General features: G+C 55.2%; 17 protein-coding genes and 1 rRNA gene. 7 read left to right on the forward strand and 11 right to left on the reverse strand.

All coding sequences use genetic code 11. The annotated features are described in order from the left end of the window. Positions 1-59: 59 nt before the first annotated feature. Both yjbE and pgi read right to left on the reverse strand, forming a co-directional pair. Positions 60-302: an exopolysaccharide production protein YjbE gene (gene yjbE, locus APU02_RS14830; RefSeq protein ID WP_042291277.1), complete on the reverse strand. Its 243-nt coding sequence runs from the start codon at positions 300-302 to the stop codon at positions 60-62. Between the two features lie 418 nt (positions 303-720). Continuing rightward, positions 721-2,367 (reverse strand): glucose-6-phosphate isomerase, encoded by a 1,647-nt coding sequence (gene pgi, locus APU02_RS14835; RefSeq protein WP_042291280.1) that lies wholly within the window; start codon positions 2,365-2,367, stop codon positions 721-723. A 314-nt stretch (positions 2,368-2,681) separates the two neighbouring features. On the opposite strand from pgi, the gene lysC reads away from it, so the two are divergent. The 3 genes from lysC (at position 2,682) to APU02_RS14850 (ending at position 5,561) form a co-directional block, all read left to right on the forward strand. Next, positions 2,682-4,031, forward strand: a complete 1,350-nt coding sequence (gene lysC / locus APU02_RS14840) for a lysine-sensitive aspartokinase 3 (protein WP_060570429.1) — start codon at positions 2,682-2,684, stop codon at positions 4,029-4,031. Positions 4,032-4,226: 195 nt separating this feature from the next. Next, positions 4,227-5,153 (forward strand): ketopantoate/pantoate/pantothenate transporter PanS, encoded by a 927-nt coding sequence (panS, locus tag APU02_RS14845; protein ID WP_042291287.1) that lies wholly within the window; start codon positions 4,227-4,229, stop codon positions 5,151-5,153. Between the two features lie 135 nt (positions 5,154-5,288). Further along, positions 5,289-5,561: a DUF3811 domain-containing protein gene (locus APU02_RS14850; RefSeq protein ID WP_042291290.1), complete on the forward strand. Its 273-nt coding sequence runs from the start codon at positions 5,289-5,291 to the stop codon at positions 5,559-5,561. Here the strand turns inward: APU02_RS14850 and rluF are convergent. Both rluF and APU02_RS14860 read right to left on the reverse strand, forming a co-directional pair. Beyond that, entirely contained in the window at positions 5,558-6,433 is an 876-nt protein-coding gene (rluF, locus tag APU02_RS14855; protein WP_042291291.1) for a 23S rRNA pseudouridine(2604) synthase RluF, read from the reverse strand. The two genes, APU02_RS14850 and rluF, sit on opposite strands and share 4 nt — an antisense overlap. 158 nt (positions 6,434-6,591) lie before the next feature. Continuing rightward, the gene (locus tag APU02_RS14860) at positions 6,592-7,551 is read right to left on the reverse strand and encodes a DUF523 and DUF1722 domain-containing protein (RefSeq protein ID WP_060570431.1); all 960 of its coding nucleotides are present in this window, start codon (positions 7,549-7,551) and stop codon (positions 6,592-6,594) included. Between the two features lie 187 nt (positions 7,552-7,738). Here APU02_RS14860 and APU02_RS14865 point away from each other — a divergent pair, with 187 nt between their 5' ends. Beyond that, positions 7,739-8,263 carry a lipocalin family protein gene (locus APU02_RS14865; protein WP_060570433.1) on the forward strand — a complete coding sequence of 175 codons (525 nt, stop codon included), beginning with the start codon at positions 7,739-7,741 and terminating at the stop codon, positions 8,261-8,263. A 119-nt stretch (positions 8,264-8,382) separates the two neighbouring features. Next, positions 8,383-9,072, forward strand: a complete 690-nt coding sequence (gene pepE / locus APU02_RS14870; RefSeq protein ID WP_060570435.1) for a dipeptidase PepE — start codon at positions 8,383-8,385, stop codon at positions 9,070-9,072. A 54-nt stretch (positions 9,073-9,126) separates the two neighbouring features. Here the strand turns inward: pepE and APU02_RS14875 are convergent, their stop codons facing one another. Both APU02_RS14875 and metH read right to left on the reverse strand, forming a co-directional pair. Then, positions 9,127-10,758: a Na/Pi cotransporter family protein gene (locus APU02_RS14875; RefSeq protein ID WP_060570436.1), complete on the reverse strand. Its 1,632-nt coding sequence runs from the start codon at positions 10,756-10,758 to the stop codon at positions 9,127-9,129. A 162-nt stretch (positions 10,759-10,920) separates the two neighbouring features. Then, on the reverse strand, positions 10,921-14,604 hold the full coding sequence (gene metH, locus APU02_RS14880; RefSeq protein ID WP_060570437.1) for a methionine synthase: 3,684 nt from the start codon (positions 14,602-14,604) through the stop codon (positions 10,921-10,923). A 196-nt stretch (positions 14,605-14,800) separates the two neighbouring features. On the opposite strand from metH, the gene iclR reads away from it, so the two are divergent. Beyond that, positions 14,801-15,625, forward strand: coding sequence for a glyoxylate bypass operon transcriptional repressor IclR (iclR, locus tag APU02_RS14885; RefSeq protein ID WP_042291309.1), 825 nt, complete (start codon positions 14,801-14,803; stop codon positions 15,623-15,625). A gap of 36 nt (positions 15,626-15,661) precedes the next feature. Here the strand turns inward: iclR and aceK are convergent, their stop codons facing one another. The 4 genes from aceK to metA all read right to left on the reverse strand — a co-directional run bounded on the left by aceK (position 15,662) and on the right by metA (position 21,645). Next, the gene (aceK, locus tag APU02_RS14890; protein WP_060570438.1) at positions 15,662-17,404 is read right to left on the reverse strand and encodes a bifunctional isocitrate dehydrogenase kinase/phosphatase; all 1,743 of its coding nucleotides are present in this window, start codon (positions 17,402-17,404) and stop codon (positions 15,662-15,664) included. A gap of 105 nt (positions 17,405-17,509) precedes the next feature. Beyond that, positions 17,510-18,814 (reverse strand): isocitrate lyase, encoded by a 1,305-nt coding sequence (gene aceA / locus APU02_RS14895; RefSeq protein WP_060570439.1) that lies wholly within the window; start codon positions 18,812-18,814, stop codon positions 17,510-17,512. A 31-nt stretch (positions 18,815-18,845) separates the two neighbouring features. Beyond that, entirely contained in the window at positions 18,846-20,447 is a 1,602-nt protein-coding gene (gene aceB / locus APU02_RS14900) for a malate synthase A (protein WP_060570440.1), read from the reverse strand. Positions 20,448-20,715: 268 nt separating this feature from the next. Further along, on the reverse strand, positions 20,716-21,645 hold the full coding sequence (gene metA, locus APU02_RS14905) for a homoserine O-succinyltransferase (protein WP_060570442.1): 930 nt from the start codon (positions 21,643-21,645) through the stop codon (positions 20,716-20,718). A gap of 156 nt (positions 21,646-21,801) precedes the next feature. On the opposite strand from metA, the gene APU02_RS14910 reads away from it, so the two are divergent. Beyond that, positions 21,802-22,239, forward strand: a complete 438-nt coding sequence (locus APU02_RS14910; protein WP_060570443.1) for an acetyltransferase — start codon at positions 21,802-21,804, stop codon at positions 22,237-22,239. Positions 22,240-22,321: 82 nt separating this feature from the next. On the opposite strand, the gene rrf is transcribed toward APU02_RS14910, so the two are convergent. Beyond that, positions 22,322-22,437, reverse strand: a 5S ribosomal RNA gene (gene rrf / locus APU02_RS14915). Between the last annotated feature and the right edge of the window lie 131 nt (positions 22,438-22,568).

The raw sequence follows: 22,568 nt of genomic DNA on the forward strand, positions 1-22,568 counted from the left end.
GGCTTTCGGAAATCTAAAATAACCACACCGAAGTGTGGTTATGGTTAAACGTACCGGTGTTACTGGGTACTGGTGGTCGTGGTGGTGGTGGTCCCGGTATTGGAACCGTCACCGCCGCCGGTTGCCGCCAGAGCGACACCCACCGCTGAGCTTACGGTGCTGGCGCTGGTCGCGGAGGAACTGCCCGCTGACACCGACGTCGCCGCCGAACCTGCCGCTTCACCCACCTGAACGGGGGCTGCGTAGACAGAGCTCGCCGCAAGCGCAGATATGGCAAAAATGCCATACAGAACTTTTTTCATAACAATTTCCCTTCATTGAATGAATGGAGATTTACCCAAAAGCGTTTCGGGCGGGATCGAGTATACACAACTAAAGCATGCGGATTGCGGCGGGTCTAAATAGCGAAGTCGTTTTAGGATAATTGGACTTTTGGTGAGCAATTGATTTTAATGTAAATATGATTACGCTTTATAATCAATGCGTTGAAATTTCATGCGTATGCCTTTACCCTCCGTATTTTCCTAAAATAACGCAGGGTGATTTTAGGGGTATTCATTATTTTAGGATTAAGCTCAATATCATTATTTGCGCATCAGCACGGACAAACAGAATTATCTTATAAAAAAGCCGATATGAATATCGGCTTAAAATGAGTTCGATAAATTCATTGGAATGACAGCATAAACGCAGCCGCTACGGCTGCGTTTCAAAAGCCGATTAGCGCCAGGCTTTATAGCGGTTGATTAACCCGTTGGTTGAACTGTCATGGCTGCTGATCTCTTTATCATCATTCAGCTCCGGCAGAATACGGTTAGCCAGCTGTTTGCCCAGCTCTACGCCCCACTGGTCAAAAGTGAAGATGTTAAGAATCACGCCCTGAGTGAAGATTTTATGCTCATACAGCGCGATCAGCGCGCCCAGGCTAAACGGCGTGATTTCGCGCAGCAGGATAGAGTTGGTCGGACGGTTGCCTTCGAACACTTTGAACGGCACAACGTGCTCAAGCGTCGCCGGATCTTTACCCTGGTCGCGGTATTCCTGCTCAACCACCTCGCGGGATTTACCAAACGCCAGCGCTTCGGTCTGGGCGAAGAAGTTAGACAGCAGCTTCGGATGGTGGTCGGACAGCGGGTTGTGCGTAATCGCCGGGGCGATAAAGTCGCAAGGCACCATCTTAGTCCCCTGGTGGATCAGCTGGTAGAACGCGTGCTGGCCGTTAGTGCCCGGCTCGCCCCAGATGATGGGACCCGTCTGGTAATCCACCGGATTGCCGTTACGGTCAACGTATTTGCCGTTGGATTCCATGTTGCCCTGTTGGAAGTAGGCCGCAAAGCGGTGCATATACTGGTCGTACGGCAGAATCGCTTCGGTTTCTGCGCCAAAGAAGTTGTTGTACCAGATACCGATCAGCGCCAGCAGCACCGGCAGGTTTTTCTCTGGCGCGGTGGTGGAGAAGTGCTTGTCCATTGCATGCGCGCCGGAGAGCAACTCAACAAAATTGTCGTAGCCCACAGAGAGGATAATCGACAGACCAATCGCTGACCACAGAGAGTAACGGCCGCCCACCCAGTCCCAGAATTCAAACATGTTGGCGGTATCAATACCGAACTCGCCGACCGCTTTCGCGTTGGTGGACAGCGCCGCGAAGTGCTTCGCCACGTGCTTTTCGTCACCGGCGGTTTTCAGGAACCAGTCGCGCGCGCTGTGGGCGTTGGTCATGGTCTCCTGAGTGGTGAAGGTTTTGGAGGCGACCAGGAACAGAGTGGTTTCCGGATTCACTGTCTTCAGCACTTCAGCGATGTGGGTGCCATCGACGTTGGAAACGAAGTGCATGTTCAGGTGATTTTTGTACGGACGCAACGCTTCGGTAACCATGAACGGACCAAGGTCGGAGCCGCCAATACCGATATTCACCACGTCGGTAATCGCTTTGCCGGTGTAACCCTTCCAGCGACCGGAAATGATCGCTTCAGAGAAGGTTTTCATCTTCTCGAGTACCGCGTTGACTTCCGGCATCACATCTTTGCCGTCAACGATAATGGGGGTATTGCTACGGTTACGCAGCGCCACGTGCAACACGGCGCGGTCTTCAGTACGGTTGATTTTCTCGCCGGAGAACATGGACTTGATGGCGCCCGCCAGATCGGTCTCTTTCGCCAGATCCTGCAGTTTGCTCAGCGTTTCTTCCGTGATGCGGTTTTTGGAGAAATCCACCAGCATCAGATCGTCAAACGTTGCGGAGAATTTGCTGAAGCGATCGCTATCCTTCGCGAACAGATCCGCGATGGTTACGTCCTTCATCTCGTTAAAGTGTTTCTGGAGTGCCTGCCAGGCAGAAGTCTGCGTCGGGTTGATGTTTTTCATGAGCAATACTCTTCTGATTTGAGAATTGTGACTGGGATCGATTGTAACGCCAGTCACCGAAAAGTGTGATTGTTTTAATGCCGTTGCCCTGGCCATGGTCAAACGAAATGAAAAGAAGCCAAAAGTATAGACGTTATTAGCACCTTTACTGAGCCTAAACGCAGCATAAAAAATCCGCATAATCCCGGCGTTGACAGTCCAGGCCACTCATTTTATTTATAAATACGCGAGTTAAATTTGCATTTGCGCCTGCACCGGTTTCTGTTTTGCCCTTGTGCCATGGTCGCTTTCTCATTCCCTGACACGAGGTTGTTATGACAGAGCTAGTCGTCTCCAAATTTGGCGGTACCAGCGTAGCCGATTTTGATGCCATGAACCGTAGCGCCGACGTGGTGCTTTCCGACACCAACGTGCGCGTGGTGGTGCTTTCCGCTTCGGCGGGTATCACCAATCTGTTGGTTGCGCTGGCGGAGGGACTGGAGCCGCCTGCGCGTTTTGAAAAACTCGACGCCATTCGGCAAATTCAGTTCGATATTCTTGAACGCCTGCGTTACCCGAACGTGATCCGTGAAGAGATCGAACGCCTGCTGGAAAATATCACCACGCTGGCGGAAGCCGCCTCATTAGCCACCTCGGCAGCGCTGACAGACGAGCTGGTCAGCCACGGCGAACTGATGTCGACCCTGCTGTTTGTTGAGATCCTGCGCGAACGCAACGTGCAGGCGCAGTGGTTCGACGTACGGAAAATCATGCGGACGAACGATCGCTTTGGTCGTGCCGAGCCGGACGTTGCCGCGCTGGCGGAACTGGCATCGCTGCAGCTGGCGCCGCGCCTGAGCGAAGGGCTGATCATCACCCAGGGCTTTATTGGCAGCGAAAGCAAAGGCCGCACCACGACGCTGGGTCGCGGCGGTAGTGACTACACGGCAGCGCTGCTGGCCGAAGCGCTGAACGCGACGCGAGTGGATATCTGGACGGACGTTCCGGGCATTTACACCACCGATCCCCGCGTCGTGCCGGCGGCAAAACGCATCGACGAAATCGCCTTCGAAGAAGCCGCGGAAATGGCCACCTTTGGCGCAAAAGTTCTCCATCCCGCGACTCTACTGCCGGCGGTACGCAGTGACATCCCGGTTTTTGTCGGATCGAGCAAAGACCCAAGAGCGGGCGGTACGCTGGTGTGCAACAAAACCCAAAACCCGCCACTGTTCCGCGCGTTGGCGTTGCGCCGCAAGCAGACGCTGCTCACCCTGCACAGCCTGAATATGCTGCATTCGCGTGGCTTCCTGGCCGAAGTGTTCGGTATCCTCGCGCGTCATAATATCTCGGTCGATCTGATTACCACGTCGGAAGTCAGCGTGGCGCTGACCCTCGACACTACCGGTTCAACCTCGACCGGCGATACGCTGCTGACGCAGTCACTGTTGATGGAACTGTCCGCGCTGTGTCGGGTGGAAGTCGAAGAAGGTCTGGCGCTGGTAGCCCTGATTGGCAACGATCTGTCAAAAGCCTGCGGCGTCGGCAAAGAGGTGTTTGGCGTGCTGGAACCGTTTAACATCCGTATGATCTGCTACGGGGCGTCCAGCCATAACCTGTGCTTCCTGGTGCCGGGCGCAGAAGCTGAACAGGTTGTGCAGAAGCTGCACCATAATTTGTTTGAGTGATTGAATTTTTATGCCGGAAGGCCCGATGCGCGCAAGCGTCATCGGGCCTTTTTATTTCATTACCGTCCGCACAATGCTTCCGACAAACATAAATCGTTTGAATATTAAACGCTTCCGCGATAAACAATAAGCATGGCCAGGCTCGATCCCGGCCTGTTTATAACGACACAACACACTTATCGCAAGGAATGAAACATGCTGGCCACTCTCACGCGGTTGTTCCCATTATGGGCGCTGCTGCTCTCTGTTATTGCGTATTACACTCCCTCCACTTTTACGCCGGTCGGTCCGTGGATCGCCACCCTACTGATGCTGATTATGTTCGGCATGGGCGTTCACCTTAAGGTTGACGATTTCAAACGCGTGCTTTCCCGGCCTGCGCCGGTGGCTGCCGGGATTTTCCTGCATTATCTGCTGATGCCGCTCGCGGCCTGGGTGCTGGCGCTGGCGTTCAGGATGCCGCCGGAACTGTCCGCAGGTATGGTGCTGGTGGGCAGCGTCGCCAGCGGAACGGCCTCAAACGTGATGATTTATCTGGCGAAGGGTGATGTGGCGCTCTCCGTCACCATCTCGTCCGTCTCGACGCTGGTCGGGGTGGTGGCGACGCCGTTGCTGACGCGGCTGTACGTTGATGCGCACATTCAGGTGGATGTGATGGGCATGCTGCTCAGCATTTTGCAGATAGTGGTGATCCCGATCGCTCTGGGTCTGGTGGTGCACCATCTGTTTCCCCGCGTGGTAAAAGCGGTAGAGCCCTATTTGCCCGCGTTTTCGATGGTCTGCATTCTGGCGATCATTAGCGCCGTGGTGGCCGGTTCCGCCTCGCATATTGCCTCGGTCGGCTTTGTGGTGATTATAGCGGTGATCCTGCATAACACCCTCGGTTTGCTCGGCGGCTACTGGGGCGGACGCCTGTTCGGGTTTGATGAATCCACCTGCCGGACGCTGGCGATTGAAGTGGGCATGCAAAACTCCGGCCTCGCCGCGGCGCTGGGGAAAATCTACTTTGGCCCGCTCGCCGCCCTGCCCGGCGCGCTGTTCTCGGTCTGGCACAACCTTTCCGGCTCACTGCTGGCCGGTTACTGGTCCGGTAAGCCTATTGGGAAAAATAAGCATCAATAATTAACGGAAACAGAGGCCTGATAAGCTACGCGCCATTGGGTTATAAAGGCCAGTTGGCGGCTTCGCTTTATCTGGCCTACAAAGCATCGCCTCTTTGCCGTACACTGGTTGCACTATCCGATTGAGGACACCCGCATGGCACTCCCCCGCATTACCCAAAAAGAGATGACGGAACGCGAGCAGCGTGAGCTGAAAACGTTGTTGGATCGCGCGCGCATTGCACATGGTCGTCCGCTGACGAACAGCGAAACCAACAGCGTGAAGAAGGAGTACATCGATAAACTGATGGCCCTGCGCGAAGCAGAAGCTAAAAAAGCCCGCCAGTTGAAGAAAAAGCAGGCTTACAAACCGGATTCAGCGGCGTCGTTCTCCTGGTCGGCGAATACGCCAACGCGCGGCCGACGTTAACGACCTTTCTTTTTACGCCCCGGCGAGGTGAAACGCTTACCGTTTGCCGCCGGGCGCGCTTTCTCTTTTTCTTTCGGCTTTTCGATCTTCACCACTGGGCGCTTTATCCCCGCGGTTTTCGGCTTCGATTTTGCCTTCGGTTTCGCTTCAGACGATGAGTTTTCGATCAGCTTAAACAGCGTAATCAGTTCGTCATCCGTCAGGTCGCGCCATTCGCCGAGCGGCAGCCCGGCAAGGCCCACGTTCATGATGCGCGTACGTTCAAGCTTCGTGACTTCGTAACCGAAGTATTCGCACATCCGGCGGATCTGGCGGTTCAGCCCCTGAATCAGGGTAATGCGGAACACAAATGGCGCTTCTTTTTTTACCTTACACTTTTTGGTGACCGTACCAAGGATCGGCACGCCCGCGCCCATACCACGAATAAACTCGTCGGTGATCGGCTTATCGACCGTCACCAGGTACTCTTTTTCATGATCGTTTCCGGCACGCAGGATTTTGTTGACCAGATCGCCGTGGTTGGTCAGGAAAATCAATCCCTGCGAGTCTTTATCCAGTCGGCCAATCGGGAACACGCGCTTACTGTGGTTAACGAAATCAACGATATTGTCACGCTCGCTGTCTTCAGTGGTGCTGACGATCCCCACCGGCTTGTTCAGGGCGATAAACACCAAATCTTCCGCTTCACGCGGCTCAATCAGCCGACCGTTGACCTTCACCACGTCGCCCGGCATCACCTGATCGCCGATGGTGGCGCGCTTGCCGTTAATGAAGACATTTCCTTGTTCGATAAAGCGGTCGGCTTCACGACGCGAGCAGATCCCGCTTTCGCTGATGTATTTATTGAGTCGGATGGATGAGTCGGGCAGCATAGTTTCTCCTGTAGACACTGCATTCTCCAGGGTGTTACTCCCTTGCCGCCTTGATACAGCCTGAATGCCGGTGTGTATTAAAAGCGAAATATACCTTACCTTTGGGGCGATAAAAAAGAACCACGTTGCTACGCCCCGCCATCACGCGCACCACCCACTCAGTTTACCGTCAGACGCAGGGCAAGATCCTGCGGGTAGGGATCAAAATAGTTTTGCGTCAGCAGGTAGCGATCCGGGTATTCGGCCAGATAGTGCTTCAGCAGCGTTAACGGGGCGAGGATCGGCAACACACCGGCGCGATAGTTAAGAATGACGTCGCGCAGTTCCCCACGCTGGCGGCTATTGAGTTGGTTACGGAAATACCCCTGGATATGCATCAGCACATTGGTGTGGTTTTTCCGCGAGGCCGGTTTTTTCAGGATCGTCATCAGCTTTTCGCGGTACACCACGAAAAACGCCTCCAGATCGTCCCATTCATGTAATGAGGCGACAAACGGCCCGATCTCGCGATACCCCGCCTGATGGTGCGCCAGCAACTGGAGTTTGTAGCGACTGTGGAAGTCCAGTAGCGCACGTCGCGTCAGGCCCGTTTCACGCAACGCGTTGAGTTCGTGCAGGGCAAATACCCGCTCAACGAAATTTTCCCGCAGTACCGGATCGTGCAGACGGCCATCTTCTTCAACGGGCAGCCAGGGATAGCTCGCCATTAAGGCGCCGGTGAACAGACCGACGCCCTCTTTACGCCCGCGATTGCCTTTTTCATCGTACAGCCGTACCCGCTCCATGCCGCAACTGGGTGATTTTGCACAGACGATAAAGCCGGCCAGATCGCCCAGACGCGAGAGATGGCTGTCGATAAACGTCGCCATGTTGTCCGTCACATCCTCATGCGGCGCATGGCTAAAGCGCATCCGGATGTCCCCTGCCGCCGTCTGCACCAGGCGCAGCGCCGGACGCGGAACGGGCAGGCCAATCGCCATCTCCGGGCAGATCGGTTTGAACGTGACCCACTGCGCCAGTTCATCCATGACAAAGCCCATACGCTTGTGGCCGCCGTCAAAACGAACGTTCGATCCGGTTAAACAGCCGCTGATACCAATAACGGGTTGCACGTTCATGCTCTTCTCCTGACTGTGAATCATAAGGCGTAATGATATTTTAGCTGCTGGGCATACTCTTATGTAACAGGCGCATAACAGTGGATAAAGATTACTCTCAATCTTCTGCCAATCACGCCGGTTTGAATGAAGCGCGAACCGTTTGCACTACACTTTACTTCCAACTGCGTAGATGAAAGGAGTTCTCATGAAGCTATGGCCTGTCGTAACCGGTGTCGCGATTGCGTTGACGCTGGTTGCCTGTAAATCCCCCACGCCGCCGAAAGGCGTTCAGCCCATTACGAATTTTGACGCCAGTCGCTATCTGGGCAAATGGTACGAAGTCGCCCGCCTGGAAAACCGCTTTGAGCGGGGGCTTGAGCAGGTAACCGCCACCTACGGCAAGCGCAGCGACGGCGGTATTAGCGTGCTTAACCGCGGTTACGACCCGGTGAAAAATACGTGGAATGAGAGCGAAGGGAAAGCCTATTTCACGGGTGAGCCAACCACGGCCGCGCTGAAAGTCTCGTTCTTCGGGCCGTTCTATGGCGGCTATAACGTGATCAAACTGGATGATAATTACCAGCACGCGCTGGTCAGCGGCCCGGACCGCAGCTATCTGTGGATCCTGTCGCGCACGCCCACTATCCCGGACGCGGTGAAGCAGGATTATCTCGCCACCGCGCGCAGTCTGGGCTTCCGGGTCGATCAACTTGTGTGGGTGAAGCACTAGCCGCGATTCAGGCCAAAATACAGCATGGTCCTTTTCACTCCGTGAGCCACGTCAGTAAGCGGATAAACGTGCAGTGTTAGCATATGCTCCGGTTAATTTTGTGATTACAGGGAGAAATGATGGAACTGCTTTTATTGAGTAACTCGACGCTGCCGGGTAAGGGCTGGATGGAGCACGCGTTGCCGCTGATTGCTGAGCAATTAAATGGACGCCGTTCGGCAGTGTTTATTCCGTTCGCAGGCGTGACGCAAACCTGGGACGAGTACACGGAGAAAACGGCAGCCATCTTCGCGCCGATGGGCGTTAACGTAACGGGTATCCATACGGTAGCCGATCCGGTTGCCGCTATTGCCAACGCCGAGGTGGTGATTGTCGGCGGCGGCAATACCTTCCAGTTGCTGAAAGAGAGCCGTGAGCGCGGGCTGCTGGCCCCGATTGTTGACGTGGTGAAACGCGGCGCGCTGTATATCGGCTGGAGCGCAGGTTCCAATCTCGCCTGCCCAACCATTCGCACCACCAACGATATGCCGATTGTCGATCCGCAGGGCTTTGACGCGCTGGGCCTGTTCCCACTCCAGATTAACCCGCACTTCACCAACGCGCTGCCGGAGGGGCATAAGGGCGAAACCCGCGAGCAGCGTATTCGCGAACTACTGGTGGTTGCGCCGGAACTGACGGTCATCGGCCTGCCGGAAGGTAACTGGATTAAGGTGAGTAACGGTCAGGCGGTGCTCGGCGGCCCGAACACCACCTACGTGTTTAAAGCCGGTGAGGACGCAGTAGCGCTGGAGGCGGGACACCGCTTTTAATCGGTTTAGCCCTTGATGCCGGATGGCGCTGCGCCCGTCCGGCAGTCAGTTTGATTAATATTCATCCCTCTCGTCGTCCTGGTCCGGTTGCTCAAGCACGCTGTAAGCAACTGAGCAGAACAGCGAGTTCAGACGCTGCATGTCACCCAGCAGCCCCAAATGCAGAGAACTGGTTTCGATGCTTTGCACGTTCTGCTGATGCAGACGGTCGACGTGCGCGTGGGAATAGCGGCGGTTCAGTATACGAAAACGGTGCTTGCTGCGGCGCAGTCGTCGGGCGCTGGTGACGTCGCCAGAGAAGAATACCGACATCGCCAGCTGTAGGTTACTGAGCAGTTGATCGTGCAGCGCATCCAGCTCTTTTAACCCTTCGACAGAAAATGCGCGACGTGCCGCCAGCGATTTATCGGCAATTTCACTGCCCATGCGCTCGACGATATCCGATGCCTGCTCAAGGTTAAGCGACATTTCGATGATCTCCGCCCAGCGCGTAGACTCCTCTTCCGCCAGCTCTTCTTTCGGCATCCGCGCCAGATAGAGCTTGATAGCGGTATACAACACGTTGATGTCATCCGCTATTTTGCGCAGCTCTTTCTCTTCACGCGGCTCGCCGTGCATCACCTTTTTCAGTCCAACCATCATCTGTTCCATCGCGTCGCCGATCCGCAACGCTTCCCGAGCGGCATTGGCCAGCGCCAGCGTCGGGGTATCCAGCGCGCTAACGTCCAGATGCTTCGGTTTCAGGTGCGCCTCCAGCTCCGGCTGGTCACGGATCAATCGCTGGCAAAGCCGCGCCATCGGTTCAGCGAACGGGATCATCGCCAGACAACGCACCAGGTTGTAAAAGACGTGGAAGTAGATCACCAGTTCGGACTTCGGCAGCGGCAATTCATCCATCAGGTCCGCCAGCGGATGCACGAACGGCAGAATAATCAGGCTGCCCACCAGCTTGAACAGCAGGCTACCCAGCGCCACGCGACGGGCAGCGGCATTGGCGGCGCTGTTGTTGAGCATCGCCAGCAGACCGGAGCCGAGGTTAGCGCCAATCACCAGACACAGCGCCACCGGGAACGAGATAATGCCCGCCGCCGTCAAGGTCGCGGTCAGCAGCACCGCCGCGAGGCTGGAGTAACTGATGATGGCAAACATCGCGCCGATCAGCGCATCAAGCATGATATCGCCGGTCAGCGAGGCGAAAATCACTTGCACGCCGTTAGCCTGGGTGATCGGCGTGACCGCCTGGACAATCAGCTCCAGCGCCAACAGAATCAGTCCCAGACCAATACCAACACGTCCCAGTTGCCCGGCGCGGGACTGTTTGCGCCCGAGGAAGAAGATCACGCCGATAAAAATCAGCAGTGGCGACAACCACGATAAATCGAAGGTCAGAATACGCGCCATTAGCGCGGTCCCCACATCCGCGCCGAGCACAATCACCAGCGCAGGCGTCAGGGCGACCAGATCCTGAGCGACAAATGAGGTGACCAGCATCGTCGTGGCATTACTGCTTTGCACCAGCGCAGTGACGCCAATCCCCGCACAGAAGGCGAGTGGTTTCTTTTCTACACTACGGCTGAGGACGGTACGCAAGCGCGCGCCAAATACGCGCATCACGCCGGTACGCACAATATGGGTGCCCCACACCAGCAGGGCGACAGCAGAAAGCAGGTGTAACAGCGTTAACACGGAATCAGGTACTCCTTATATTTATATGTTTTCCTGAGGCTCATTAGCGATAAATTTTGCGCAGCGCCTGCCTTGAGTATAAGGGTTTAATTGTAAGAAAGAGACAGGGCGCTCAATGAGCGCCCCGGGAGTTGTAAGGAAACGTGACTTCAGTCTGACGGGTCAGTCCGCATCATAGCCCAAATTAGGCGCCAGCCAGCGCTCCACTTCCGTTACGCTCATTCCTTTGCGGAACGCGTAATCTTCCACCTGATCGCGCTGAATCTGCGCCACCGCGAAGTACTTGCTGTCCGGATGGCTGAAGTACCAGCCTGATACCGACGCGCCAGGCCACATGGCAAAGGACTCGGTGAGCTTCATGCCGGTATGCTGTTCAACGTCCAGCAACTGCCAGATGGTGCCCTTCTCGGTATGTTCCGGGCAGGCAGGATACCCCGGCGCCGGACGGATCCCCTGGTAATTTTCGCGGATGAGATCCTCATTGCTGAGGTTTTCATTTGCCGCATAGCCCCAGTGCACCTTGCGCACACGTTCATGCAGGTACTCGGCGAACGCTTCCGCCAGGCGGTCGGCAATCGCTTTTACCATGATTTTGTTGTAGTCATCGTGCTGGGCCTCGAACGCGTCCGCCAGCGCGTCCTCTTCAAGCCCGCCGGTCACCGCGAAGGCGCCAATATAGTCGGCTTTGCCGGACAGCTTCGGCGCGACGAAATCGGCCAGGCAGTAGTTGGCAAAACCCACTTTTTCGGTTTGCTGTCGCAGATGATGGCTGACCGCAAGCACATGGGTGCGGGTTTCATCGCGGTAGATCTCGATATCGTCACCGATACGGTTCGCCGGGAACAGGCCGACCACACCGCGCGGGTTGAGCGTTTTCTCAGCGCTGAGTTTATCCAGCATGTCGTTGGCGTCTTTAAACAGGCGTTTTGCCTCCTCGCCCACCACTTCATCTTCAAGAATGCGCGGATATTTCCCGGCCAGCGACCAGGTCATGAAGAATGGCGTCCAGTCGATGTAATTACGCAGCGTTTCGATGCTCGCCTCTACTTCCTGTACGCCCAGACGGTGCGCCACCGGCGGCGTGTAGCTGGCCCAGTCGAAAGCCAGATCGTTATCCCGCGCGGCAGCCAGCGAGACAGGCGGCGTGCGCGGTTTTTTACGCCCGTGCTGAATACGTACGGTTTCGTACTCTTTACGGGTACGGGCGACAAACTCATCGCGTTGAGTGTCCGACAGGAGCGCCGCCACCACGCCCACCGTGCGCGAGGCATTCTGCACGTAAACCGTCGGGCCGCTGTAGTTCTGCTCGATCTTCACCGCCGTGTGCGCTTTTGAGGTGGTCGCGCCGCCAATCAGCAGCGGAATGGTAAAGCCCTGACGCTCCATCTCTTTCGCCACATTCACCATTTCATCCAGCGACGGGGTGATCAGGCCGGAAAGGCCGATCAGATCGGCATTCACCTCTTTCGCGGTTTTGAGGATTTTCTCCGCCGGAACCATCACGCCGAGATCGACAATTTCGTAGTTATTACACTGTAAAACGACGCCGACAATGTTTTTGCCAATGTCATGAACGTCGCCTTTCACCGTGGCGATGACCATCTTGCCATTGCTCGAGCCCTGCTCTTTACTGGCTTCAATAAACGGCTCCAGATACGCCACCGCCTGCTTCATCACGCGGGCGGATTTGACCACCTGCGGCAGAAACATCTTCCCTTCGCCAAACAGATCGCCGACCACGTTCATGCCGTCCATCAGCGGTCCTTCAATCACTTCAATCGGGCGGGCAGCCTGCTGACGGGCTTCTTCGGTATCCTGTTCGATAAATTCGGTGATGCCTTTCACCAGCGAGTATTCGAGGCGCTTTTTCACATCCCAGCTTCGCCACTCCGCCTGCTGGGCGTTGGCGGAATCATCAGCCTTGCTGCCGCGATATTTTTCCGCCAGTTCCAGCAGTCGCTCGGTGCCATCATCGCGACGGTTGAGGATCACATCCTCTACCGCATCGCGCAGTTCCGTCGGCAAATCGTCGTAAATCGCCAGTTGTCCGGCGTTGACGATCCCCATATCCATACCGTTGCGAATGGCGTAGTAGAGGAATACCGCATGAATCGCCTCGCGTACCGGGTCGTTGCCGCGAAACGAGAACGAGACGTTAGAAACGCCGCCGGAGATCAGCGCGTGCGGCAATTCGCGTTTAATGTCTTCACACGCGCCAATAAAATCCTGCGCGTAGTTGTTGTGCTCCTCGATTCCGGTGGCGACAGCGAAAATGTTCGGGTCGAAGATAATGTCTTCCGGCGGGAAGCCCACCTCTTCGGTCAAAATTTTGTACGCGCGGCGACAAATCTCGATTTTACGCGCGCGGGTATCCGCCTGGCCCTGCTCATCAAACGCCATGACTACCACCGCCGCACCGTAGCGGCGCAGCCGCTTCGCATGATGGATGAAGGTTTCAACCCCCTCTTTCATCGAGATGGAGTTGACGATGCCTTTACCCTGAATGCACTTCAGCCCTTTTTCGATCACCTCCCATTTAGAGGAGTCAATCATGATCGGCACGCGGGCGATGTCTGGCTCGCCGGCGATCAGATTGAGAAAACGTACCATCGCCGCTTCGGCGTCGAGCATCCCCTCGTCCATGTTGATATCGATGATCTGCGCGCCGCTCTCTACCTGCTGACGGGCGACATCCAGCGCCTCGCTGTATTTTTCTTCTTTGATCAGGCGCTTGAACTTCGCTGAACCCGTAACGTTGGTACGCTCGCCGACGTTCACAAACAGACTGTCGTCGCCAATGTTAAGCGGTTCAAGCCCCGACAACCGGCAGGCGATAGCAATGTCCGGCAGTTTACGCGGCGGTAAGCCTTCTACCGCGCGGCTCATGGCGGCAATATGTTCCGGCGTGGTACCACAGCAGCCGCCGACGATATTCAGGAAGCCCGCTTGCGCCCATTCGCGGATTTGCTTCGCCATGGTATCGGCATCAAGATCGTACTCGCCGAAGGCGTTAGGCAGTCCGGCGTTCGGGTGGGCAGTGACGTAGCATTCAGCAATACGCGACAGTTCCTGCACGTACTGGCGCAGCTCATCTGGTCCCAGTGCGCAGTTCAGGCCAAAAGTGAGCGCTTCGGCGTGGCGCAACGAGTTGTAAAACGCTTCGGTTGTCTGGCCGGAAAGCGTGCGTCCGGAGGCGTCGGTGATAGTGCCGGAAATCATAATCGGCAATTCCACACCCAGCGCCTCAAATTCTTCTTTCACGGCGAATATCGCCGCTTTCGCATTCAGCGTATCGAAAACCGTTTCGATCAGAATGAGGTCTGCACCGCCTTCCACCAGCGCCCGCGTGGATTCACGGTAGGCCGCCACCAGTTGATCGAAAGAGATATTACGGAACGCCGGGTCGTTCACATCGGGCGAGATGGAGGCCGTGCGGTTAGTGGGGCCGAGGACGCCAGCCACATAGCGCGGTTTTTCCGGTGTGCGCGCCGTCCACTCATCGGCGCAGGCTCGCGCCAGCTTCGCGGCAGCAAAGTTAATTTCTGCCGACAGCGACTCCATCTGATAATCCGCCATCGCGATGGTCGTGGAGTTAAACGTGTTGGTTTCGATGATATCCGCGCCTGCGTCAAAATAAGCGTCATGGATAGCGCGGATAACGTCCGGTTTGCTGAGCACCAGCAGATCGTTATTCCCTTTCAGGTCGCAAGGCCAGTTGGCAAAACGGTCACCGCGAAAATCGGCTTCGCTCAGACGGTAGCTCTGGATCATCGTGCCCATACCGCCGTCCAGCACCAGAATACGTTCATTTAACTGCGCACGCAGTTGTTCAACTTTGCTGCTCACACTTGCTCCCGACAACGCTCAACCAGACCAAAAAAATCTCAACAGGTCATACTGGCACAAACGGAAGAGGTGGAAAAGAGAACAACAGACAACATGAGACATGTTCAGCTTCACTCATCCGATCAGTTTAAGTCTGCTTGCATTATAATTGAATAAAACGAAAATGATTTCCACGATACAGAAAAAGGAGTCAGCCATGGTTGCCACCGTTCCCGCGAAACGCGGTAGAAAACCCGCCGCGACGACAGCCCCCGCCGCCGGACAGGTTCAGTCGCTCACCCGTGGCCTGAAGCTGCTGGAATGGATCGCGGAGTCCAACGGCAGCGTGGCATTGACCGAGCTGGCGCAGCAGGCAGGTTTACCCAATTCCACGACCCACCGCCTGCTGACCACCATGCAGCAGCAGGGTTTCGTCCGTCAGGTTGGCGATCTCGGTCACTGGGCGGTCGGCGCGCATGCGTTCATTGTCGGCAGTAGCTTTCTGCAAAGCCGCAATCTGCTGGCGATTGTCCACCCAATCCTGCGACGTCTGATGGAAGATTCCGGCGAGACGGTGAATCTGGCGGTGCTGGATCAAAGCGACCATCAGGCGATTATTATCGACCAGGTGCAGTGTACTCAACTGATGCGCATGTCAGCGCCTATCGGCGGCAAGCTGCCGATGCACGCCTCCGGCGCGGGCAAAGCGTTCCTTTCCCAACTCAGCGAGGAGCAGGTCACCAGTCTGCTGCACCGTAAAGGACTGCATGCCTATACCCATGCTACGCTGGTGTCGCCTGTCCATCTGAAGGATGATCTCGCCCAGACCCGTAAGCGCGGCTATTCGTTTGATGATGAAGAACACGCGCTGGGCCTGCGCTGCGTGGCATCGTGCATTTATGATGAGCATCGCGAGCCGTTCGCCGCCATTTCGATTTCCGGCCCGATTTCGCGCATCACCGATGACCGCGTGACTGAGTTTGGCGCGATGGTGATCAAGGCGGCGAAGGAAGTGACGCTGGCATACGGTGGAATTCGTTAAGCCCGGTTTACCGGGTGGCGACGCGCCCTTTCCGGCCTACGCCGGCTCCGCAGAACCGGCGTACCGCACGCAAAACCGCTGCTTACGCCGGTAAGCATAGACATCCTCTACATGCCCTTCCCGTATACGCGTCTGTAACGCTCGCCAGTAGTCGGCGCGAAACAGGTCGGCATGCATCTCTTCAAACAACGGTCCGATGCGCGGATCGGCGCACAGCCAGTGGCGAAATTCTTCCGGAAACACATCGCCCGGCGATACGCTGTACCAGGGTTCGGCGCTCAACTCATCTTCCGGATACCGCGCTTGCGGGATATCGCGGAAATTGACCTCTGTCATGTAGCAAATCTCATCGTAGTCGTAAAACACCACGCGGCCATGACGGGTAACGCCAAAGTTTTTAAACAGCATGTCGCCGGGAAAAATATTGGCGGCGGCAAGCTGGCGAATGGCGTTGCCGTACTCCTCAATGGCGTCACGCAACTGCTGGCCATCAACCTGCTCAAGCCAGATATTCAGCGGTACCATTCGCCGTTCAATATACAAATGACGAATGATAATGTGATCGCCAAGGTCGGTGATTTTCTCCGGCGCTTCTTCACGCAATAGCGACAATAACGCCGGGTCGATTTGCCGTTTCTCCAGCACGAAGTTTTCAAACTCCTGGGTATCTGCCATACGCCCGACGCGATCGTGCTCTTTCACCAGTTGATAGCAGGCGCGAACATGGGCGGCAGACATCTCTTTTTGCGGGGCAAATTTATCTTTGATGATTTTGAAGACCCGGTCGAATCCCGGCAGGGTAAACACCAGCATCACCATCCCACGGATGCCCGGCGCTTCAATAAACTGTTCGTCACAACTGCGCAAGTACAGTAAATACTCGCGATAACTTTCGGTCTTGGCGTGCTTCTGGCAGCCGATCGCCATATACAATTCGGCGGTGGTTTTCCCCGGTAGGATCTCGCGTAACCACTCCACCAGCGCGGCGGGCAGCGGCGCGTACACCATAAAATAGGAGCGGGCGAAGCCAAACACGATGCTGGCTTCTGCCGTAGTGGTCAGGCAGGCGTCGACAAACAGCTCGCCTTCATCAGTGCGATGAATCGGCAGCAGGAACGGCAAAGTGCCCTCGGGCATGACCAGCTTACCCACCAGCCAGGCCGCCTTGTTGCGATAAAACAGTTCGTTCGCCACCTGCAAATGGCTACGGGATAACACATCCGCGCCAAAGGTTTCCGTCAGATGCAGGGTGATATAGCGAATATCACGGCTTTTATTTTGCCACGGCAGACGCAGAGGGAGATCGCTGAGCACGCGCGTTAATAGCGGTTCCCAGCCGCGATCGGGAAAGAAATCTTTCGCCAGCGGGCGAGGAATGGTACGAAAGCGCCGCTCTGGCTGGGAGCTGAAGATAAACAGCCGCTCGGGGGTCAGCGAACGGTGATCGAATAACCGGCAGTAGACGGAGTTAAAAAAGCTCTCCGCTATCTCGAAGCGTGGATAGTCTGGTAACAGCCGGGTGTAGTGTTCTTTTACCCGCAGCAAAAAATCCGCATCGGTACTTTTGCCGTCGGTGATGCAGCGCAACTGTTCCACTACCAGGCCAACATGGTGATCGTAAAGATGGATACGCTGTTTCATGGCCTGCTGAACCGCGTGCCAGTCAGCCTGTTCGAAGCGCTGCTGCGCCCCGGAAGTCACTTCCAGAAACCGACCATACTGGGCGTCAAAGCCTTGCAGAATGGTTTGTGCAATCAGTAATTCCAGGCCACGCGTCATCGCTTCTCCCCATCCTGCACATGATCATGCCAGATGGCGCATTCGCTTATCCGGCCTACAGGTTATCGTAGACCCGGTAAGCGCGCGCCACCGGACATCAGGTCATCAGAACTGCGACTCTTCTGTCGACCCGGTTAATGCGGTAACCGATGACGCGCCGCCCTGAATGATGGTGGTGACTTTATCGAAATAACCGGTACCCACTTCCTGCTGATGAGAAACAAAGGTATAGCCCTCTTTACCTGCGGCGAATTCCGGCTGCTGCACTTTCTCAACGTAGTGCTTCATGCCTTCGCCCTGCGCATAAGCATGTGCCAGATCGAACATGTTGAACCACATGCTGTGGATCCCGGCTAATGTGATGAACTGATATTTGTAGCCCATATCCGACAGTTGCTGCTGGAAGCTGGCGATGGTCGTATCATCCAGATTCTTCTGCCAGTTAAATGACGGCGAGCAGTTGTAGGCCAGCAGTTTGCCTGGATATTTGGCGTGGATGGCCTCGGCAAAGCGTTTCGCCAGCGCCAGATCCGGCGTGGAGGTTTCACACCACACCAGATCGGCATACGGGGCGTAGGCCAGACCACGACTGATTGCCTGCTCGATCCCTGCGCGGGTGCGGAAAAACCCTTCGCTGGTGCGCTCGCCGGTAATAAATTCGCTATCGTACGGATCGCAGTCGGAGGTAATCAAATCCGCCGCGTCGGCGTCAGTACGGGCAATCAGCAGCGTAGGCACGCCCATCACATCCGCCGCCAGACGCGCGGCAACCAGTTTCTGGATCGCTTCCTGCGTCGGCACCAGCACCTTGCCGCCCATGTGACCGCATTTTTTGACGGAAGCCAGCTGATCCTCAAAGTGAACGGCCGCTGCACCGGCTTCAATCATCGATTTCATCAGCTCAAACGCGTTTAACACACCGCCAAAACCGGCTTCCGCATCCGCCACGATCGGCAGGAAGTAGTCCACATAGCGCGGATCGTTTGGTTCAATCCCGCTGGACCACTGGATCTGATCCGCACGACGAAACGTATTGTTGATCCGATCCACCACCGCCGGTACCGAGTTCGCCGGATACAGCGATTGATCCGGGTACATGCTGGAGGCCAGGTTAGCATCCGCCGCCACCTGCCAGCCTGACAGATAGACCGCCTCAATACCGGCTTTCGCCTGCTGCAGCGCCTGCCCACCGGTCAGCGCGCCGAGGCTGTTGATGTAACCTTTTTTCGCCTCACCATGCAGCAAGCGCCACATTTTCGCCGCGCCAAGCTGTGCCAGCGTGCATTCCGGATTGACCGAGCCGCGTAATTTCACCACTTCCTCCGCGCTATAAGGGCGACGAATGCCTTCCCAGCGCGGTTGTGTCCATTCTTTTTGTAATTCTTCAATTTGTTGGGTACGGGTTTTCATGTGCAGATGCTCCATATTGTTATGTGGTGAATTACGCCAGGAAGCGGTATCCCGGCAGGGTCAGGAAGTCGATTAACTCATCTGATGTGGTGATTTGCTCCATCAGGCGCGCAGCGTCATCGAAACGCCCGCTGCTATAACGGTGCTCGCCCAGCTCGTCCTGGATCACCCGCATCTCTTCGGCCAGCATCTGGCGGAACAGCGCTTTGGTTACCGGCTTGCCGTTGCTGAGGGTTTTTTCGTGGTGGATCCACTGCCAGATGGAGGTGCGGGAAATTTCCGCCGTCGCCGCATCTTCCATCAGGCCGTAAATCGGTACGCAGCCGTTACCGGAGATCCACGCCTCGATATACTGCACTGCCACGCGAATGTTGGCGCGCATCCCTTCTTCAGTACGCTCTCCTTCACACGGCGCCAGAAGCTGTTCGGCAGTGATTGGCGCATCCTCCTCACGGGTGACGAAAAGCTGGTTTTTGTTTTCACCCAGCACCTCGTTAAACACTGCCATTGCGGTATCCGCCAGCCCCGGATGTGCAATCCAGGTGCCGTCGTGGCCGTTTTTCGCCTCCAGCGCTTTATCCGCTTTTACCTTTTCGAGCACCTGATTATTACGCTCGGCATCTTTGCTCGGAATAAACGCCGCCATGCCGCCCATCGCGAACGCGCCGCGCTTGTGGCAAGTTTTTATCAGCAGGCGTGAGTAGGCGCTGAGGAAGGGTTTATCCATTGTCACCACCTGGCGGTCCGGCAGGACGCGATCCGGATGATTTTTCAACGTTTTGATATAGCTGAAGATATAATCCCAGCGGCCACAATTCAGACCAACAATGTGGTCACGCAGCGCGTGGAGGATTTCATCCATTTGAAAAACAGCAGGCAGCGTTTCTATGAGCAGAGTCGCTTTAATGGTGCCGCGTGGCAGATTGAAGTGATCTTCTGCGTAGCTAAAGACTTCACTCCACCATGCCGCTTCTTGCCAGGCCTGCGTTTTCGGCAAATAAAAGTAGGGGCCGCTGCCTTTGGCCAGCAGCGCCTGATAGTTGTGGAAGAAATAGAGCGCAAAGTCGAACAGGCTGCCCGGGATCGCCTCGCCGCGCCAGGTGACGTGTTTTTCCGGCAAATGCAGACCACGAACGCGGCAGATGAGTAACGCCGGATCGGGCTTGAGTTGGTAAATTTTACCGGCTTCGTTGGTGTAGCTGATGGTGCCATTGACCGCGTCGCGCAGGTTAATATGTCCGTCGATCACTTTGCTCCATTCCGGCGCCAGTGAATCCTCAAAATCGGCCATAAACACCTTCACGTTGGCATTCAGGGCATTAATAACCATCTTGCGCTCAACCGGTCCGGTGATCTCAACGCGTCGATCCTGTAAATCCGCCGGGATGCCGCGAATCGTCCAGTCACCCTCACGAATGGAAGTCGTTTCCGAAATAAAATCCGGCAGATTACCGTTGTCAATATCCTGCTGTTGCTGGATGCGCGCCGCGAGCAGCTTGTTGCGTTTGGGCGTGAAACGCGTCACCAGTTCAGTCAGAAAAGCCACTGCTTCTTCGGTGAGGATTTGCTTCTCCGGCTCGCCATACGGCCTGGTGAAGGTCAATTCATCGGTGGTCGTCGCCTGTTGATTCATTCTTAAGCTCCTCGTCATGGATCACATTACATTCCCAATGCGAACGAAGGATCGTTGTGCGCTTTTCGTTCAGCACAACTAAGACTACTCAATTAAATTTCAAAATCAAAAACAATTTCCATTTTTAATTTACTTATAAAGTAACTTATTGATAACATTAATAATAAAGTTTAATTACAAGATGAAGTGAATTTCGGAAATAAAAAAGGCACCCGAAGGTGCCTGATGCAAGCTGCTGAAACGCTTTAGGATCGTCAGCGGCAGAAGATTAATCCAGTGTTGGATTCATGTGACGCAGATCGTACGGGGTAATCTGATAGACGTAATAGTTGAGCCAGTTGGTAAACAGTAAATTTCCATGGCTTCGCCAGGTGGCGCGCGGTTTGTTTTGCGGATCGTTTTTAGGGAAGTAATTATACGGTACGTCCGGATTCAGCCCGGCTTCAACATCACGAAAATATTCGCTGGCAAGCGTGTGCGCATCGTATTCCGGATGGCCGGTCACAAAGGCAATGCGTTTATCTTTGCTGGCAAAAAGATAGGCGTCTCCATCCTCTGTTTCTGCAAGGATCTCGAGATCGGTATAGTCACGAATCAGCGCCGCCGGAAAGTCAGCATAGCGCGAGTGCGGCGCAAGGAAGGAATCATCAAAACCGCGCGTCAGCAAGGCATGGGGATGCAAGATGTGATGTTCATAGACGCCAGACAGTTTATCGGCGCGAGTTTGCTTGGGAATACCGTAAAGGATGTTAAGCGCAGCCTGTACCGCCCAACAGACAAACAGTGTCGAGGTCACATGATCTTTCGCCCATTCCAGAACCTGTTTGATCTGCGGCCAGTAAGCGACATCGTTAAACTCAACCAGCCCCAGCGGTGCGCCAGTGACAATCAGTCCATCGTAGTTGTGATCGCAGATATCTTCAAAGTTGCAATAAAAGTTATTCAGATGCTCTGCTGGCGTGTTGCGCGACTCACGCGCGTCGATCCTGAGCAACTGGATATCCACCTGCAGGGGCGAATTGGAAAGCAGGCGCAGGAACTGATTTTCAGTTTCGATTTTCTTCGGCATCAGGTTGAGGATAAGTACCTTCAGCGGACGAATTTCCTGACCTGACGCGCGGGACGACGTCATCACAAAGACGTTTTCCTCACGCAAGAAATTGACGGCGGGTAGCTCGTCCTGCACGCGAATCGGCATAACCTGATAACCTCACAACATACGTTTATACGTTTAGACATCCAGATAGCCGAAGATACCGAGAAATCGGCAAAATGTCGAGCCTGCATGTTGAAGGTGAGAAAGTTTCACGTCGGTAAGTGCGTTAAACTATAAGCGTGAAGAAAAGGAGAAAGTATGGTTATTAACATTCGCCGATCGCGACATGATGATGGGGATAAGTTGGTCAAAATCTGGTGTCGTTCAGTCGATGCCACGCATGATTTTCTGTCAAAAGCGTATCGAGCCGAGCTTGAGGAACTGGTGAAATCATTTCTGCCAGAAGCGCCGTTATGGGTGGCCGTCGATGAAAAGGATGACCCTGTGGCCTTTATGCTGCTGACCGGTGAACATATGGATGCGCTGTTTGTGGATCCAGACGTTCGCGGATGTGGAATTGGAAAATTATTGATTGAACATGCACTTACACTGGCCCCGGAGCTCACAACCAATGTTAACGAACAGAATGCGCAGGCAGTGGGATTCTATAAAAAAATGGGGTTTACAGTAACGGGCCGTTCAGAAGTGGACGATCTGGGAAAACCGTACCCGTTATTGAATTTAGTGTATCGATAGGTCAGATCGCGTTGGATGTTGTAGACCAGCGCCAGAAACGCAAAAAGCCCATCCGTCAGGATGGGCTTTTCACTTGTTTGATGCCTGGCAGTTCCCTACTCTCGCATGGGGAGACCCCACACTACCATCGGCGCTACGGCGTTTCACTTCTGAGTTCGGCATGGGGTCAGGTGGGACCACCGCGCTACGGCCGCCAGGCAAATTCTTTGTGCTCTGTACGCAATACTTTATCGCATCAGCGGCGCTGGCTGCGCAAACTATTGCGTACTTAACTCTGAATCAATGCTGAAAATCTCTCAATTCCGCCAAAACATCTTCGGCGTTGTAAG

It is taken from the genome of Citrobacter sp. 50677481 (assembly GCF_001463265.1).
Classification (GTDB): Bacteria; Pseudomonadota; Gammaproteobacteria; order Enterobacterales; family Enterobacteriaceae; genus Citrobacter_A; species Citrobacter_A sedlakii.